Annotated in this window: 13 protein-coding genes; 7 read left to right on the top strand and 6 right to left on the bottom strand. The window is 70.2% G+C overall.

Translation table 11 applies throughout. The features are described from left to right. Nucleotide 1 precedes the first annotated feature (1 nt). Nucleotides 2-1,069 carry an ABC transporter substrate-binding protein gene (locus tag PGH47_RS14785; RefSeq protein ID WP_271663819.1) on the bottom strand — a complete coding sequence of 356 codons (1,068 nt, stop codon included), beginning with the start codon at nt 1,067-1,069 and terminating at the stop codon, nt 2-4. Between the two features lie 206 nt (nt 1,070-1,275). After that, a complete protein-coding gene (locus PGH47_RS14780; protein WP_271663818.1) occupies nt 1,276-2,478 on the bottom strand; it encodes an ROK family transcriptional regulator in 1,203 nt (400 codons plus the stop codon). A gap of 486 nt (nt 2,479-2,964) precedes the next feature. Between PGH47_RS14780 and PGH47_RS14775 the strand changes: the two genes are divergently transcribed. Then, nucleotides 2,965-3,546, top strand: a complete 582-nt coding sequence (locus tag PGH47_RS14775; RefSeq protein WP_271663817.1) for a biotin transporter BioY — start codon at nt 2,965-2,967, stop codon at nt 3,544-3,546. A gap of 94 nt (nt 3,547-3,640) precedes the next feature. On the opposite strand, the gene PGH47_RS14770 is transcribed toward PGH47_RS14775, so the two are convergent. Continuing rightward, nucleotides 3,641-4,366 (bottom strand): hypothetical protein, encoded by a 726-nt coding sequence (locus PGH47_RS14770; RefSeq protein WP_271668058.1) that lies wholly within the window; start codon nt 4,364-4,366, stop codon nt 3,641-3,643. 241 nt (nt 4,367-4,607) lie between these two features. Here PGH47_RS14770 and PGH47_RS14765 point away from each other — a divergent pair, with 241 nt between their 5' ends. Continuing rightward, the gene (locus PGH47_RS14765; RefSeq protein WP_443048491.1) at nt 4,608-6,923 is read left to right on the top strand and encodes a protein kinase domain-containing protein; all 2,316 of its coding nucleotides are present in this window, start codon (nt 4,608-4,610) and stop codon (nt 6,921-6,923) included. A 94-nt stretch (nt 6,924-7,017) separates the two neighbouring features. Here the strand turns inward: PGH47_RS14765 and PGH47_RS14760 are convergent, their stop codons facing one another. Further along, on the bottom strand, nt 7,018-8,484 hold the full coding sequence (locus tag PGH47_RS14760) for an amino acid permease (RefSeq protein WP_271663815.1): 1,467 nt from the start codon (nt 8,482-8,484) through the stop codon (nt 7,018-7,020). Nucleotides 8,485-8,701: 217 nt separating this feature from the next. On the opposite strand from PGH47_RS14760, the gene PGH47_RS14755 reads away from it, so the two are divergent. Both PGH47_RS14755 and PGH47_RS14750 read left to right on the top strand, forming a co-directional pair. After that, nucleotides 8,702-9,187: a ribose-5-phosphate isomerase gene (locus tag PGH47_RS14755; RefSeq protein ID WP_107906532.1), complete on the top strand. Its 486-nt coding sequence runs from the start codon at nt 8,702-8,704 to the stop codon at nt 9,185-9,187. 143 nt (nt 9,188-9,330) lie between these two features. Further along, nucleotides 9,331-10,140 (top strand): Fpg/Nei family DNA glycosylase, encoded by an 810-nt coding sequence (locus PGH47_RS14750; protein WP_271663814.1) that lies wholly within the window; start codon nt 9,331-9,333, stop codon nt 10,138-10,140. A 16-nt stretch (nt 10,141-10,156) separates the two neighbouring features. On the opposite strand, the gene PGH47_RS14745 is transcribed toward PGH47_RS14750, so the two are convergent. After that, complete coding sequence (locus PGH47_RS14745) at nt 10,157-11,413, bottom strand: GNAT family N-acetyltransferase (protein WP_271663813.1); 1,257 nt, start codon at nt 11,411-11,413, stop codon at nt 10,157-10,159. A gap of 161 nt (nt 11,414-11,574) precedes the next feature. On the opposite strand from PGH47_RS14745, the gene PGH47_RS14740 reads away from it, so the two are divergent. Continuing rightward, nucleotides 11,575-12,756, top strand: coding sequence for a PP2C family protein-serine/threonine phosphatase (locus tag PGH47_RS14740; RefSeq protein WP_125529001.1), 1,182 nt, complete (start codon nt 11,575-11,577; stop codon nt 12,754-12,756). Nucleotides 12,757-12,779: 23 nt separating this feature from the next. Continuing rightward, nucleotides 12,780-13,262 carry an HD domain-containing protein gene (locus PGH47_RS14735; protein WP_271663812.1) on the top strand — a complete coding sequence of 161 codons (483 nt, stop codon included), beginning with the start codon at nt 12,780-12,782 and terminating at the stop codon, nt 13,260-13,262. Nucleotides 13,263-13,277: 15 nt separating this feature from the next. On the opposite strand, the gene PGH47_RS14730 is transcribed toward PGH47_RS14735, so the two are convergent. Further along, entirely contained in the window at nt 13,278-14,480 is a 1,203-nt protein-coding gene (locus PGH47_RS14730; RefSeq protein WP_271663811.1) for an acyltransferase family protein, read from the bottom strand. Nucleotides 14,481-15,019: 539 nt separating this feature from the next. On the opposite strand from PGH47_RS14730, the gene PGH47_RS14725 reads away from it, so the two are divergent. Then, nucleotides 15,020-15,214 carry a hypothetical protein gene (locus tag PGH47_RS14725; protein ID WP_004001285.1) on the top strand — a complete coding sequence of 65 codons (195 nt, stop codon included), beginning with the start codon at nt 15,020-15,022 and terminating at the stop codon, nt 15,212-15,214. Nucleotides 15,215-15,263 lie beyond the last annotated feature (49 nt).

Below are 15,263 nucleotides of genomic sequence, written 5' to 3'. Positions count from 1 at the left end.
GTCACTTCCGGTACTCGGCCGGTACGGACTTCGCGGCGATGCCCTCGAAGCGGTGGTCGAAGAGCCCGCCGACGTCGAACTTCTTCACGAAGCCGCCCTCCGCGAGCAGATCCGCGGTCTCCTGCTCCCACTCGATCGCCTCGTCCCAGCTCGGCGGGAACAGCGGCTTGTTGGCGAGCTCGGTGATCGCCTCGGCCTGGGGGAGGGTCAGGTTCTGCGTCTTGACGTAGAACTCCCGGTTCCAGACGTCGGGGTGCTCGTACGTCCACACCTGGCCCTTGGCCCAGTACGGGATGTAGGCGGCGACCGCGGCGGCCTTCGCGGGGTCGTTCAGCACCGAGGCCGGCGCCCACAGCAGGTTGAGCAGGTCGACGACGTCGGTGGTGATGACGCGGGCGCCCTTGCCCTCGTACTGCTTCAGATAGGCGGGCGCCTGGCTGTTCCCGAGCGGGGCGATGTCGACCTGCCCGGACTGCAGGGCCGTGAGGAACTGGTTGCTGGTCAGCGGGACCAGCTCCACCTCGTCGTACTTCAGCCCGGCCTTCTTCAGCGCGCGCAGCAGGACGACGCCCTGCGCCTGGCCCTGCGAGAAGGCGAGCCGCCTGCCCTTGAAGTCCTCGACCGACCGGATGTCGCTGCCGGGCTTGGTGGCGAAGAGGTAGTTGGGCTTACGGGTGATGTTGATCGCCACGATCTTCGCGTCGAAGCCCTGGTAGTACGCCTGGATCGGCGGGATGCCCGCGTTGTTGGCGAGGTCCAGCGACTTGGCCCGGAAGGCGTTGATGACATCGGGCCCGGCGCCGATGTTCAGCCAGTTGCTGACCTTGAAGGGCGGATCGCCCAACTTGGCCAGTCTGAACTGGAGTTGCTGGGTGTTCTGGAAGGAGGAGATCTTCAGGCTCGTACCGGCGGGCACCTTTTTCGCCAGCGGGGCGGTCGAGGCACCCTTGCTCGCTGCGGCCGCGCTGCTGTCGGCGCAGCCGCTGAGTCCGGCGACGCCGGCGGCGGCGCCGAGCAGGGAGGTGAGGAAGAGCCGTCGGTCGACACCGGACACGGGGGATGCGGGCATGGCAGGACTCCGTGGGTTCAAAAGGAAAGAAGGCATGCCGAATTCCGGGCCGAAAGAGGCCGGGAAAGGGAATTCAGGCAGGAGGAAATGAGCGCTTCACACGCGGCGGCGAGTCAGCAACAGAGGGTGCGACAGCTCACGAACAGGCTCATGAGCAGTAGGTTCCCGGCCATCGGTGCCCCTTGTCAACATTCCGAGTTTCTGAATTAAATAGCCTCAGGTGACGTGCTCAGCGGATCCCGGTACAGCACATCCAGAGCCACCGAACCGCCGGCCACCGCGAGCACGGAATCCGCGAAACTCGTAGGTGCGACGGCGGCCGCCCGCTCGCTGCCGACCGCGTCGCGCAGCGCGGCGAGACAGTCCTCACGGCTCAGCACGCCGAGCTCGGTGACGACGACGGTCTCCGGGTTGAGCACGTCGAGCAGCAGCCCCACCGCCCGCCCGGTCATCCGCGCCCGGTCGGTCAGCAACCGCAGGGCCACCGGGTCGCCGTCCTGCGCGGCACGCAGGACATGCCGCGGATTGGTCCCCTCGACGACCCCGGCCGCCCGCGCCCGGCGGCACAGCGTCCGCTCGCTCAGCTCGACCTGGAGGCAGCCCACCCGTCCGCAGTGGCAGGTCTCCGTGCCGCCCGGCACCGGCAGATGGGCGATGGCGCCGGCCTGCGAGCGGGGACCGTGGTGCACCTCGTCGCCGGTCGCGAAGGCCGCGTCGACGACGTTGCCGACGAACAGGTGCAGCACGCTGCCGCTGCCACGGGCACGCCCGAACAGCCGCTCCGCGTTCACCAACGCCCGCGCGTGCCCGTCCACATGGACCGGCAGCCCGGTGCGTGCGCCGAGCACGTCCCGCACCGGCACCTCGCGCCAGCCCAGCAGCGGATGCTCGACGACGACGCCCGAGTCCCGGTCCACCCAGCCCCCGGCCGCGAAGCCGACGCCCAGCGGCCGGCTGCCCTGCGCCGCGTCCAGCAGTGCGGCCAGCCCGTCGGCGGCCCGGTCCAGGACGTCGCGGGGATCCATGTCGCCGGTGTGCTTCAACTCCCGCTCGGCGACGACGCGTCCGCGCAGATCGAGCAGCGCCACCGTGGTGTGCGGCACCGCCACATGGACCCCGCCCACCACGAATCGTGTGTCGTCCAGGTCGATGGGTACGTGGGGCCGGCCGACGCCGCCGGACTGCTGGGGCGCGGCGGCCTCGCGGATCAGCCCGAGCCGGGTGAGGCGGGCGCAGTGGTCGGTCACCGACGCCGGTGACAGCCCGGTCAGCCGGGCGATGTTGCTGCGGGCGACCGGGCCGTGCTCCAGCACGGACCGCAGGATCACGCTGGCGCTGGTCCGGCGCCGGTCACGGTCGGCGATACGGGGGACGGGGGACGTAAGGGTGGGTGCCGCGGTACGGGGCATGGGGTACTTCCTCGGGAGCCGGTCCGACACTGCGCCGTCTGCTGCGGGCGAGCCGGACCGGAGCCACCTCGGACCGACTCACCCCGGTCGGCGACAGGCGGCCGCGCCCACGCGTCGCAGGTCGACGTGGCGACGCGACGTGAAGTTCCGGGACTGGGCGACCATGCGCTCGAAGCTAGCAAAGCGGACCACCGCTGCCCAGACGGCGACCGACGGGCGAGACGGCTCTTCACATGCGGGCAATCTCTTCACGCGCTAGCAACATGATTGGCGCATTCCCACAGTCGGCCCGAAGCCCCGTCCTGTGAGTCGTACGTCCCTGCCTCAGTGACCGGCGTCACCCCGTACCCGGTGTAACCGCCACCCTTTGTCCGGAGCCGACTAACCCCGCGATCCGGCCTTTGTCGACCACTGACGGTGAGGGGCCGCAACACCCTGGGATAGCGTCACAGCGTCCCGTACCGCCCTCACCCTCGCGGAGTCCCCATGAGCACCGCTGCCGTCGCCCCCGCTCGCACCGGACAGGTCCTCGCCGACCTGCTTCCCGCTTCCCGCGTCCGCGACATCGCGCTCGTCGTCGGCGGTGCCGCGTTCACCGGCCTCGCGGCCCAGATCTCCGTGCCCGTGCCCGGCTCCCCGGTGCCGGTGACCGGTCAGACCCTCGCGGTGCTCCTCGTCGGTACGGCCCTCGGCGCCGGCCGCGGCTTCCTCTCGCTCGCGCTGTACGCGCTGGCCGGCATCGCGGGTGTGCCGTGGTTCGCGGACGGCACCTCCGGCGCCGCCGCCCCGTCCTTCGGCTACATCCTCGGCATGATCCTCGCCTCGACCGTCGTCGGTGCGCTGGCCCGCCGCGGCGCCGACCGCACCGTACTGCGCACCGCCGGTGCCATGTTGCTCGGCGAGGCGATCATCTACGCCGTCGGCGTGCCCTACCTGGCCCTGGCCACCGGTATGTCGGCGTCCGCCGCGATCGCGGCCGGCCTCACCCCGTTCCTGATCGGCGACGCCCTGAAGGCCGCCCTTGCGATGGGCGCGCTGCCCAGCGCCTGGAAGCTGCTCGACCGCTGACGCGGTAGCTCCCGAGCAAGAGGCTCGCCGGGTCGACGACTTCGACCCGACGAGCCTCTTTCGCGTTCCCGCGCCGGACGGCGGGCCCGTGGACTCAGTCCGCGTGCCGCCTCGGCCGTCGCAGCTGCGACCACCACAGCCCGGCCGCGCCCGCCGCGATCAGTGCCGCGCCGGCCGCGCCGAGCGGCAGGACGTCACGACCGAGGCCGGTCTTGGGCAGTTCGTCGGGGCCGGGAGCCACGGGCTTGTTGTCGGTGCCGAGCAGCAGCGGGGTGGCCGGGGCGTCGGGCGACGGGTTCGTCGTACCGAACGGCACCGGGCCCTGCTGCCAGTACGTCTTCTTGCCGTCACCGGTCTGGACGGGGAGACAGATCTTGCCCTCCTTGCCGAGGTCGAACGTCGCCGCCACGGCGTACGACTTCGACTCACCGGCGGGGAGATTGTCGAGAGGGCAGGCGAAACCGCTGTTCGAGCCCTCCGGGAGATTGCTTTTCTCGATCGCCGAACAGCCTTCGACATTCTTGACGGTGAGGCCGTCGAACCCGACGACCAAAAGCTGGATCTTTCCGCTCTCCTCGGTCCCTTCGTTCTTCACCGTGGCAGTGATCTCGGTTTCTTGCGAACTGTTGTTCACCGAGATTTTCTCCGGCAGCTCGGTGGTGAGCTTCACCCCCGACGGCGCCGCGTCGATGACCTTTCCCCCCTTGCTGCTCCCGGGTCCCTGGTCGTCCGCACTGGCAGTGAAGGAAAGGATCATCACTGCCGAAAAAGATGTCGCGACCAGCGATCCCGCGATGGTCGTCGTGCGACGAGAACTCATGTTCGTCCCCCTTGCCTGCGCCTGAATTCGCAGTACTTGAAGAGCTACCACAAGATTTCTCCGCACTATGCTGGTACGGCACGAAGTGTGACCATTGTGTTTCAATGGCGGATGTCCGATGCGGCATCGAGGGGGGTGCAGTGGATTGCCGGGGAATACGAGGAGTGGCGGGGTTCCAGGTGTACTGGTGACGGGGCGCTATCGATTGGTCGAGAGTATCGGCCAGGGGGGAATGGGGCGCGTGTGGCGAGCGGTCGACGAAATCCTCGACCGACTGGTCGCCGTCAAGGAAATGCGCATCGACGGCCTGGATCCCGAGGACACCCGCACGCGCCGTGAACGCACCCTGCGCGAGGCGCGGGCGACGGCACGGATCGACCACCCCAACGTCGTACGGGTCTACGACGTCGTCGACGAGGGCGAACGCCTGTGGATCGTCATGGAGTTGGTGGCCGGCCGCTCCCTGGAACGCATCATGGCGGAGGAGGGCCCGCTCGGCCCCGCCGAGACGGCCCGGATCGGCCTGGGCCTGGTAGCGGCGCTGCGGCAGGTCCACGACCGGGGTGTGCTGCACCGGGACATCAAGCCGGGCAACGTGCTGGTGGAGACGGACGTGCGGCGCGGGCGGGGCCGGGTGGTCCTGACGGACTTCGGCATCGCGGCGATACAGGACGCGAAGGCCCTCACCATGGTCGGCATGCTGGTCGGGTCGCCCGACTACATGGCCCCCGAGCGCATCTCCGGCCGCCCCCAGGGCCCGCCGTCCGACATCTGGTCCCTGGGTGCCACGCTCAGCGCGGCCCTCGCCGGCCGCTCCCCCTTCTCCCGTGACACCACCCTGGCGACCCTGCACGCGGTCCTCTACGAGGAGCCCGAACTCCCGCCCGCGGCAGGCCCGTTGCGGGAGATCCTCGCGACCCTCCTGGACAAGGACCCGGACCGGCGCCCCGGCCTGGACGACCTTGAAACGGCCTTGCAGCCGGTGGCCCATCCGATTCCCACTCCGACCGTGCCGGTCGTGAGGGGAGGGGCCCACGAGCGGGGCGAGCCCGCGACTGGGGCGGTGGGTTCGCCGCCGGAAGCCGAGCCGGAAGCCGATCGGGCGAAGTCCGCCGAGCGGCAGGAGCAGGAGCACGAGCCGGGTCCGGAACCGCAGTTGGCGCCGGAGTCCGGGCAGGCGCTCATACCCGGCACGGTTGCCGAGCTGGAGCGTGACCCGGAGACGGGATCGCCACCCGCCGCCGACCTGACGCCTGAACCCGGTCCACCGCCCGAATCCTCACCGGACCCCGCGCCGGCCACCGCACCCCCCGGCGAATCCCCCACCCCCGCCCTCCTGGACCCCTCCCGCGTCCTGCTCCCGCCCGACCCCCGGCAGCCGCCGGACGACATCCGAGACGCGATACCGCCGACCCACCGCCCGGCCCCCACCAAAGAGGCCCGAACCGGGGTTCCACCCACCGAGGTTGCGCACAGCGAGGCACGACACACCGAGGTACGGCCCACCGAGGTTCCGCCCGCCCAGGCTCCACCCGCCGAGCCCTCCCACCAGGCCGAACCCACCCCGCCCCAACCCACCCCGCCCCAACCCACGCAGACCCCACCCGCGCAGACCTCACCCACGCAAGCCCCTCGCGCCCTCAACGCCTCCACGGAACTGGCCCCCGGATCCCGCTCGGAAGTGCACTCGGCCACCCCGGCCGGCAACTCGACCGGCCCCACCCCGCGCCGCGCAGGCGTCTCCCTGGAGCGGGCCGGGGCGGTGACCGAGCGGCGTCCGGGGCCCGGGGTGGGAGCGCCGGACGGTGTGGCCCAGGCACACGGCGGCATGCCGCAAGGCGGCGCGCAGGCTCACGGCGGCATGCCGCAAGGCGGCGCGCAGGCTCAAGGGGCCATGCCGCCCGGCGAGTTCCCCGGGCCGGCGGTTCCGGCGCACCCCCGACCCCGGCGCGGGCCTCGCCGTACGGGAATCGTCGCCGCCGTCGGTATCGCCGCGGTCGGCGCGGTCGTGGCCGTGGTGCTCGCGTCCGACTTCGGGTCGCCGAGGGACGACGACGCGGGCGGCTCGACGTCGCCGTCGACGGCCGCGTCCTCCCCGTCGTCCACGGTCGAGGGCACGTCGAGACCGCAGAGCCTGCCGCCGGGCTCGCGCCGGGAGGCGGGCGGGTTCGCGTGGGTGCCGCCCGCGGGCTGGCAGCGGGACGTCAAGACCGGCTCGGAGGTGCACTACACGTCACCGGACGCCAGACAGGAGCTCGCCGCCAAGTCGTCCGTGGCCCGCGACGACCTGATGGACTCCTGGCAGAAGTCGGAGCAGAACGCCCAACAGGGCAAGGACTACAGCAAGATCCGCCTGGAACGCACGACTTTCCGCGGGCACCCGGCGGTCGTCTGGGAGTACACCTTCTCGCTCCAGGGCGAGCCCTGGCACGCCCGGCTGCTCGGCTTCACCGTCGGCGGGAAGTCGTACCAGATCAACACGTGGTACCGCCCGGACATGGAGGCACAGGCCCTGAAGACCTACGAGAAGGTGAGGGACACCTTCACGGTGCTGTGACCGGGCGGGAGGCGCGAGCGCAGGACAGGCGGAGACGACAAGAGGGGCGACGGGGTGGTCCCCGTCGCCCCTCAGGCGGTACACGGCCGGCGACTCAGCCGGTCCTGACCTCGTCGCGCTCCGTCTCGGAGGCCACGGCCCCGACGCCCGCCGGGCGCCCGCCGCGGACCTTCTCCTTCACGAAGGCGACGGCCAGCACGGCCGCGGCGACCAGCAGCGACAGCAGCACGGTCTTGCGCCCGTCGTGCTCGGTGTCGGTCAGCATGTAGCCAAGCACGAACACGATCAGTGCGGCCGTCGCCCAGGTCAGGTACGGGTACAGCCACATCTTCACGACGAGCTTCTCCGGCGACTCACGCTGGATGATCTTGCGCATGCGCAGCTGCGAGAAGCAGATGACCAGCCAGACGAACAGCGCGACCGCGCCGGAGGAGTTGACGAGGAAGAGGAAGACGGAGTCCGGGAACTTGTAGTTGAAGAACACGGCCACGAAGCCGAACGCGACGGACACGAGGATCGCGGTCCGCGGCACGCCGTTGCCGGTCGTGCGGGCGAAGCCCTTCGGCGCGTCCCCGCGCTGGCCGAGCGAGAAGGCCATGCGGGAGGCGGTGTAGAGCCCGGAGTTGAGACAGGACAGCACCGAGGTCAGCACGATGAAGTTCATGATCTGACCGGCGTGCGCGATGCCGAGGGAGTCGAGCGCGGCGACGTAGGAGCCCTTGTCGGCGATGGCCTTGCTGTCCCAGGGCAGCAGGGAGACCACGACGAGGATCGAGCCGAGGTAGAACACGGCCACACGCCAGATGATGCTGTTGGTCGCCTTGGTGACGGCCTGCTGCGGGTTCTCGGACTCACCGGCCGCGAGGGTGGCGATCTCGCTTCCCATGAAGGAGAAGACGACCAGCAGCACACCGGTGAGGATCGCGCCCGGTCCGTGCGGCAGGAAGCCGCCGTGGTCGGTGAGGTTGCTCAGCCCGGCCTGGTCGCTGTCGACGCCCGGCAGCAGCCCGAAGATGGCCAGCCCGCCGATGACGATGAACGCGGCGATCGCGACGACCTTGATCCCGGCGAACCAGAACTCGAACTCGCCGTACGAGCCGACGGAGACCAGGTTGGTGGCGGTCAGCACCACCATGACGATCAGGGCCCAGCCCCACTGCGGGACGGCCGGGATCCAGCCCTCCAGGATCACCGCACCGGCGGTCGCCTCGACCGCCAGCACGACCACCCAGAAGAACCAGTACAGCCAGCCGATGGAGAACCCGGCCCAGCGGCCGAGCGCCCGGTCGGCGTGGGCGGAGAACGACCCGGACGTCGGGTTGGCCGCCGACATCTCACCGAGCATCCGCATCACCAGCACCACGAGCGTGCCGACGAGTGCGTAGGAAAGGAGGATGCCGGGGCCGGCCGTGGCGATACCGGAGCTGGACCCGACGAACAGGCCGGCGCCGATGACGCCGCCGATCGCGATCATGGACAGATGGCGGTTCTTGAGCCCGGCCTGTAGGCCGTGGCCCCCGGGGGCCGGTTCGGCCGTCTTCTTTGTCGGCTGCGAAGTCATGGAAGGGATTTCCTTTGCGCCGTGGGGAGCGGTCCTCGCACAAGCGGATTGCGTGTGGCGTACGAGTCGGACCAGTGAATCGGAGGAGAACGGATTCGGGAACCTTTGATTCGGGATTGTTACTTGAGGTTTCCTTGAGCTTCCATGGCTCAGGTCACAATTGACACGTTCGACACCCGACGCTGCTGCCCGGAAACAGCCGTGTCACACTCGTCCCATGCGCGTGTATCTCGGCTCGGACCATGCGGGCTACGAACTCAAGAACCACCTCGTCGACTGGCTGAAGGCGGCCGGCCACGACCCCGTCGACTGCGGCCCCCACATCTACGACGCCCAGGACGACTACCCGCCCTTCTGTCTCCGCGCGGCGGAGCGGACGGCCGCGGACCCCGACGCCCTCGGCATCGTGATCGGCGGCTCGGGCAACGGCGAGCAGATCGCCGCGAACAAGGTGAAGGGTGTCCGCGCGGCCCTGGCCTGGAGCGAGGAGACGGCGCAGCTCGGCCGTCAGCACAACGACGCCAACGTCGTCGCGGTCGGCGCGCGCATGCACACCACGGAAGAGGCGACCAAGTTCGTCGAGACCTTCCTGGGCACCCCGTTCTCGGGTGACGAGCGCCACATCCGCCGCATCGACATGCTCGCGGACTACGAGACGACGGGCGACCTGCCCCCGATCCCGGCCCACCACCCGCAGCAGTAGCTCTTTCGCGCCGGGTGATCTGTTTCAGCCCGTCCGGCGTTTGAGGACGAGGCCCGTCCAGGGCTGACGGGGGTCCAGGGGGCAGAGCCCCCTGGGCGCGGGCCGAAGGGGCTGCCGCCCCTTCACGCACAGAAGGAGCGATCGTGCCTGAGGGGCACACCATCCACCGGCTGGCCAAGGACTACGCCGCCGCGTTCCTCGGCACGGCCCCCCGGGTCACCAGCCCCCAGGGCAAGTTCTCCGACGCCGCGGCCCTCCTCGACCGCGCCGAACTCACCCGCACCGAGGCCCACGGCAAGCACCTCTTCCTCGGCTTCCGCGACGCCGACTGGATCCACATCCACCTGGGCCTCTTCGGCAAGGTCAACTTCGGCGACGCCCCCGCGCCCCCGCCCACGGACACCGTCCGGCTCCGCCTCGCGAACACCACCGCGTACGTCGATCTGCGCGGCCCCACCACCTGCGCCCTGATCGCCGACACCGAGAAGCAGGCGATACACGACCGCCTCGGCCCCGACCCCCTGCGCGACGACGCCGACCCGCAGCAGGCGTACCGCCGGATCTCCCGCAGCCGTACGACGATCGCCGCCCTGCTCATGGACCAGAAGGTCATCGCGGGCGTCGGCAACGTCTACCGCGCCGAGGTCCTCTTCCGGCACCGCGTCGACCCCTACCGCGCGGGCAAGGACATCACCCCGGCCCAGTGGGACGCGATCTGGGGCGACCTCGTCGAGCTCATGCACGAGGGCGTCCGCAACAACCGCATCGACACCGTCCGCCCCGAGCACACCCCTCAGGCGATGGGCCGTCCGCCCCGCGTCGACGACCACGGCGGCGAGGTCTACGTCTACCGCCGGGCCACCATGCCCTGCCACATCTGCGACGGCGAGATCCGCACCGCCGACCTCGCCGCCCGCAACCTCTTCTGGTGCCCGAACTGCCAACGCCCGTAAGGCGGTCAGGGGCGCCTCAGAAGCCGTGCGGCAGCCACGGGGCCACCGTGGACGCGAAACCGACCGACGCCTCCGCCAGCGCCCCCTGCCGCAGCTCCCGCACCCGCCCGGCCGCGCCCAGCGCCGCGAGACTCACCCCGCCGAGGTAGGCCGCCCCCAACTCCCGTACGGACAGGGCGAGATCGGCGGCGTCCGTGGTACGAGCGCACGACGCGCCCTTGGCGTCCCCGCTCAGCCGCCAACGCCCCGCGTTCCAGGGGCAGAAGTCGTCCTCCACCTCGAACACCACGTCCACCGGCGCCTGATACGTCCGCGCCTCCAGCGCGGCCCCGACGTCCACCAGCCGTACATGCAGGGCGTCCTTCACCCGCACCACGCACCGCCGGATGTCCGAGACCTGGTACTGCCACGCCTCGTCCAGCGGCCGCGACCACGCCTTCACCGTGGACGTCAGGTCGATGCCGAACAGGAACCGCCACAGCGCGGCCTCCGCCGCCGGGTCCAGGGCCTGTACGTCCCGCAGCAGCACGACACCGCTCGGGCCGTTGCCGTCCCACTCCGGCTTCACGCGGAAGCGCGCGTACCCGACGACCTCGTCGTCCCGCTCCGCCAGCACGCACTGGATCGGCGACGCGCCCTCCCGGTCGTTCTCCGGGTCGAGCAGCCCGAGCCGCTCCCAGCCGGGCAGCCGCGCGATCATCCCCGGCCGGCGTGACACCCGGTGCGCGTACACCGCCTCGCACGCGTCGAGGACGTCGGCCGGTGCGGCGTAGCGCAGACGTACGTCATCCGTGCCGGGCGGCACGGACAGCCGCACGCGCGAGGTGTCGATCTCGGCGCTGACCTGGTGGGTGCCGATGCCGTAGCCGAACCGGCCGTAGATCGCCGGCTCGGAGGCGGTCAGCACCGCCAGCGGCCGGCCCCACTCGCGCACGTCGTCCAACTGCCGGCGCATCATCGACGTCAGGACGCCGCGCCTGCGGTGCGTGGCGGCGACGCTGACCATCGTGACGCCCGCGGCGTCCACGGCCGCACCACCGGGCACGGTGAGCCGGAAGCTGAACGCCCCGGCCGTCCCCACGCACGCGTCCTTGTCCCAGACCCCGAGGGACCGGTCGAACTCGGTGAGCGAGTTCCACAACTCCCGCTCCTCCGCCGCCTCCGCGACGCCACCGAAGGCGCGGATGAGGGTGTCGTACCAGATGTCCCACTCGTCCTGACGCAGCGCCCGCAGCTCCAGGCGGTCGGCCTCGCTCACACTGTCTTTCGCCATGAACCATGCCTACCAGCGCAATGCGGGACGAGCGAGGGAATTTCTCCTTGCGGCGACGGGACGTCTTTCTGTGAAGTTCACTGTGAAGTTGAACCTCGGACGGGGGACAAGTGGGACCTCCCGTGCCAAGCAGCTGGTCCGATGGATAGGGTCCCGAACTAATGGCAGCAGGACGAGAGCGGCGCACGGCCGCCGAGACGTTCATGGCCCGGTTGAGGATGCACTGGCACCGGGTCCGCGTCGGCCTGCGCAGAAGCGCCGTGGACTACTTCCGCGGTGACGGCTCCGACTGGGTCGCGCTCGCCGGACTGCTCGTGACCGTGCCGCTGATCTGCAGCGCCACGATGGCCAACTCGGTGTGGTTCTCACCGGCCGCGCTGGTCCTGCCGATCGTGGCCGGGGGGCTGCTGCTGCGCCCGGCGAGCCTGCTGGGTCTGTACGCGGCGGCGGCTACCGCCCTCATCGTGGAGTCGGTGCAACTCGGTCCTTACACGGAGGGTCCGTCCAGAGTCACCCCGGGCGTGGTCCTGGTCGTGGCGGCGTGCGGTTTCTTCGGTCTGCTCATCGCGCAGTTCCGCAGCCGCGTCGGCGTGCCCTGGCGGCGCGGCGGCACCATGCTCTTCGACCTTCGCGAGCGGATCCGCGTGCAGAGCAAGCTGCCGCAACTGCCGCACGGCTGGCACCGCGAGATGGCCCTGCGCCCCGCGGGCGGCCAGTCTTTCTCCGGCGACTTCGTGGTGGCGGCCCGCACGAACGGCGGCCGCACCCTGGAGGCCGTCCTGACGGACGTGTCCGGCAAGGGCATGGACGCCGGCTCCCGCGCCCTGCTGCTCTCCGGAGCCTTCGGCGGCCTCCTGGGCAGCCTGCCCCCGCACGCGTTCCTGCCGGCCGCCAACGGCTACCTACTGCGCCAGGACTGGGACGAGGGCTTCGCCACCTCCATCCACCTCGTCCTGGACCTCGACTCGGGCGACTACGAGCTCTACTCGGCGGGCCACCCGCCGGGCCTGCAACTGAGCGCGGGCAGCGGCCGCTGGGAGGAGAAGGCGGCCGAGGGCCCCCTCCTCGGCGTGTACGACGGCGCCCAGTTCGACCCCGTGAAGGGCTCGCTGCGTCCCGGCGACGTCCTGATGCTCTTCACGGACGGTCTGGTCGAGACGTCCGACCGCGACATCGTCGAGGGCATAGACCGCCTCACCGGCGAGGCCGACCGCTATGTCGCCGGCGGCTTCCACGGCGCCGCCTGGCACCTCATCGAGGCGGTGGCGAAGGACGTCAACGACGACCGGGCGCTCCTGCTGATCTCCCGCGAGGGCCCGACGACGACGGCTGCCGCCCGCTGAGCCGGAGGGGCGACACTGGGCGGGTGACCGAGACACCGCAGCCGCAGAGCACCCCGCACGCGACACTGTCCCTCGCCGACGTGGAGGCCGTCGCCCGCGCCGCCCACGCGAGCCAGACCGACAAGGCCGGGCGGCCGTACACCGAGCATCTGGGCGCCGTCGCCGAGGGCGTACGCGCGCGTGGCGGCGACGAGGAGCTGATCGCCGCGGCCTGGCTGCACGACGCCGTGGAGGACGACGCGCTGTCCGAGCAGTGGCTGGAAGAGGCCGCGCTGAGCCGTCGTACGAAGGACGTGGTGCGCGCGGTCACCAAGCGGGCCGGAGAGCCGCCCGAGGTCTACGCCGCGCGGATCCTCGCCACCCCGGGCGCGCTGCTGGTGAAGGAGGCGGACCTGGCGCACAACGCGGACCCGGCGCGCCTGGCGGTCCTGGACGAAGCGACCCGGAAACGACTGACCGAGAAGTACGCACGGATGCGCGCGCTTCTCGGTCTGTCCATGCTGTGAAGGAACGGCGCGGGGTCAGGCGTTGACCTTCTCGCGCGCGGTCGCGCCCTCGCGCTTCTCCCGCTCCCGGGCCAGCTGGGCCGCGTCCCGCTTGAACGCCCACTCCATCTTGGGCTCCATCGCGAACCGGAACATGCGCTGCACCGGCGCGGTGCACAGCAGCGTGACGCCGACGGCCGCGACGACGCTGACGAAGATCTCGCCGAGCGGGCGCTGCAGCCAGGCGTGCTCGAACCAGCCCTGGTAGTCACCGGCCTTCACGACGAAGCCGTGCAGGAGGTAGCCGTACAGGGTGCCCGCGCCGAGTGCCGTGAACCACATGTGGCGACGCGGCACCCAGGCGAAGAAGCAGGCCGTCAGCACGAGGGAGCAACCGAACATCGCCAGGACCATGACCGGCCCGGTCCACCACGGGGCGTGCAGCTCCTGTGCGGCGTCCCGGTGGTAGAACCACGCGGTGTTCATGCGCGGCACCGCCCACCAGCCGATGGCCAGCGCGAGGGTGAACACCGGCACGGACAGGATCCGCACCGTGCGCGTGCGCACCATGTGGAAGTGCTCGGGCTTCATGATCAGACCCAGCACGAAGTACGGCAGGAACTGAAGGACCCGCTGGAGGTCGAGGTCGTCGCCGATCTCCGGGGTGACCGTCGCCGCCATGGCGAGGCCGAGCGCGATCGGCAGCGGCCAGCGCACCATCTTCCAGATCGGCGTCGTCATGCGCCAGATGAACAGCGCGCACAGGAACCACGTCAGGTACCACGGGTCCAGGAGGCTGATGTCCTGGCCCGGGTCCTCGTCGATCCAGCGCTTGAAGAGCGGATAGGCCGTCTCGAAGACGACGTACGGCACCGCGACGCCGGTGATCAGACGCTTCAGGCGGTTCGGGCTCGCGTCGAAACTGCGCGAGAAGAAGCCGGAGATGATGATGAACGCCGGCATGTGGAAGGTGTACACGACGGTGTACACGGCCTCCAGGATCCGGCTGTCGCCCTTGATCGGCTCCCAGGCGTGGCCTATGGCGACGAGCACGATCGCCAGGTACTTGGCGTTGTCGAAGAACGCGTCGCGCTGCTTGGCACCGCTGGACGCGGCTCTGGCGTCGCCCTGAGCCTTCCTGCCCTGCGGTGAGCGCGGACTCGGCACTCCGTCCGCCGACTGCTGTGTCGGGGGGAGTGGCGCTCTGTTGTGGCCGTGCGGTCGCAGCGAGTCCGTCACAGACCCTCCCGTCGGAAGCCCGGGTAGCGGATCCAGGACCTCGCTGCGTATGCGGGGGACGAGGCAGCGTGGAACATCTGAGGCACCCTAGCGTTGCCTGTGGGATTTCGTAAAACCCCCGAGGTCATTAGCGGTTATTGCGAGCGACTTCGCATGTACAGCGAACATGCACCTGGTAGACACCCGTTGGTCACCCTTCTTGTCCGGATTCATCCTGACTAAGTAGTGCATATGGCAAGGAGGTGACGCCGATGAAATGATCACCGTGTTGCGAATTCGAAATAGCGGCGAACATGTTGTGTGGCGATGGAAACGATCCCTTCGAATTCTCTGCGCCGATCTCTCGCCGAAATGTCGGACGGGGGTGATGCGAGAGGTCGGTACGTCCGCGGACCGTCACAGATCCGGCACAGGTGTGGCGAACGAAACGTCACGTGCCGCATAGCGAGGCCCGGTTGGTGGCACGATGGTTCTGGCGGGGGTGCGCGGGGTCGCGTCCCCGGGCCGGGAGAGCGGACCGACCGAGGGTGTGATCTGTTGTGGCCATTTCGCTGTCAGTGGTGTTGCTGTTGGCGATCGTCCTGGTGGTGCTGATCCGTGGCGGATCCCTGAAGGCCGGCCCTGCCGTCGTCGCCGTGCTGTTCGGCTTCTTCCTGGCCTCGACGGGCATGGCCGACGACATCCAGCGGTTCCTCAACTCGATAGCCGAGACCATCAACTCCATCCAGTTCTAGGGTCCGTGGGGCGGCCCGAAAGGGTACGGATACCCTCGTTCGCGATCGT

Source organism: Streptomyces sp. HUAS 31 (assembly GCF_028198125.1).
GTDB classification, from domain to species: Bacteria; Actinomycetota; Actinomycetes; order Streptomycetales; family Streptomycetaceae; genus Streptomyces; species Streptomyces chartreusis.
This window is presented reverse-complemented; position numbering and strand designations above follow the sequence as displayed.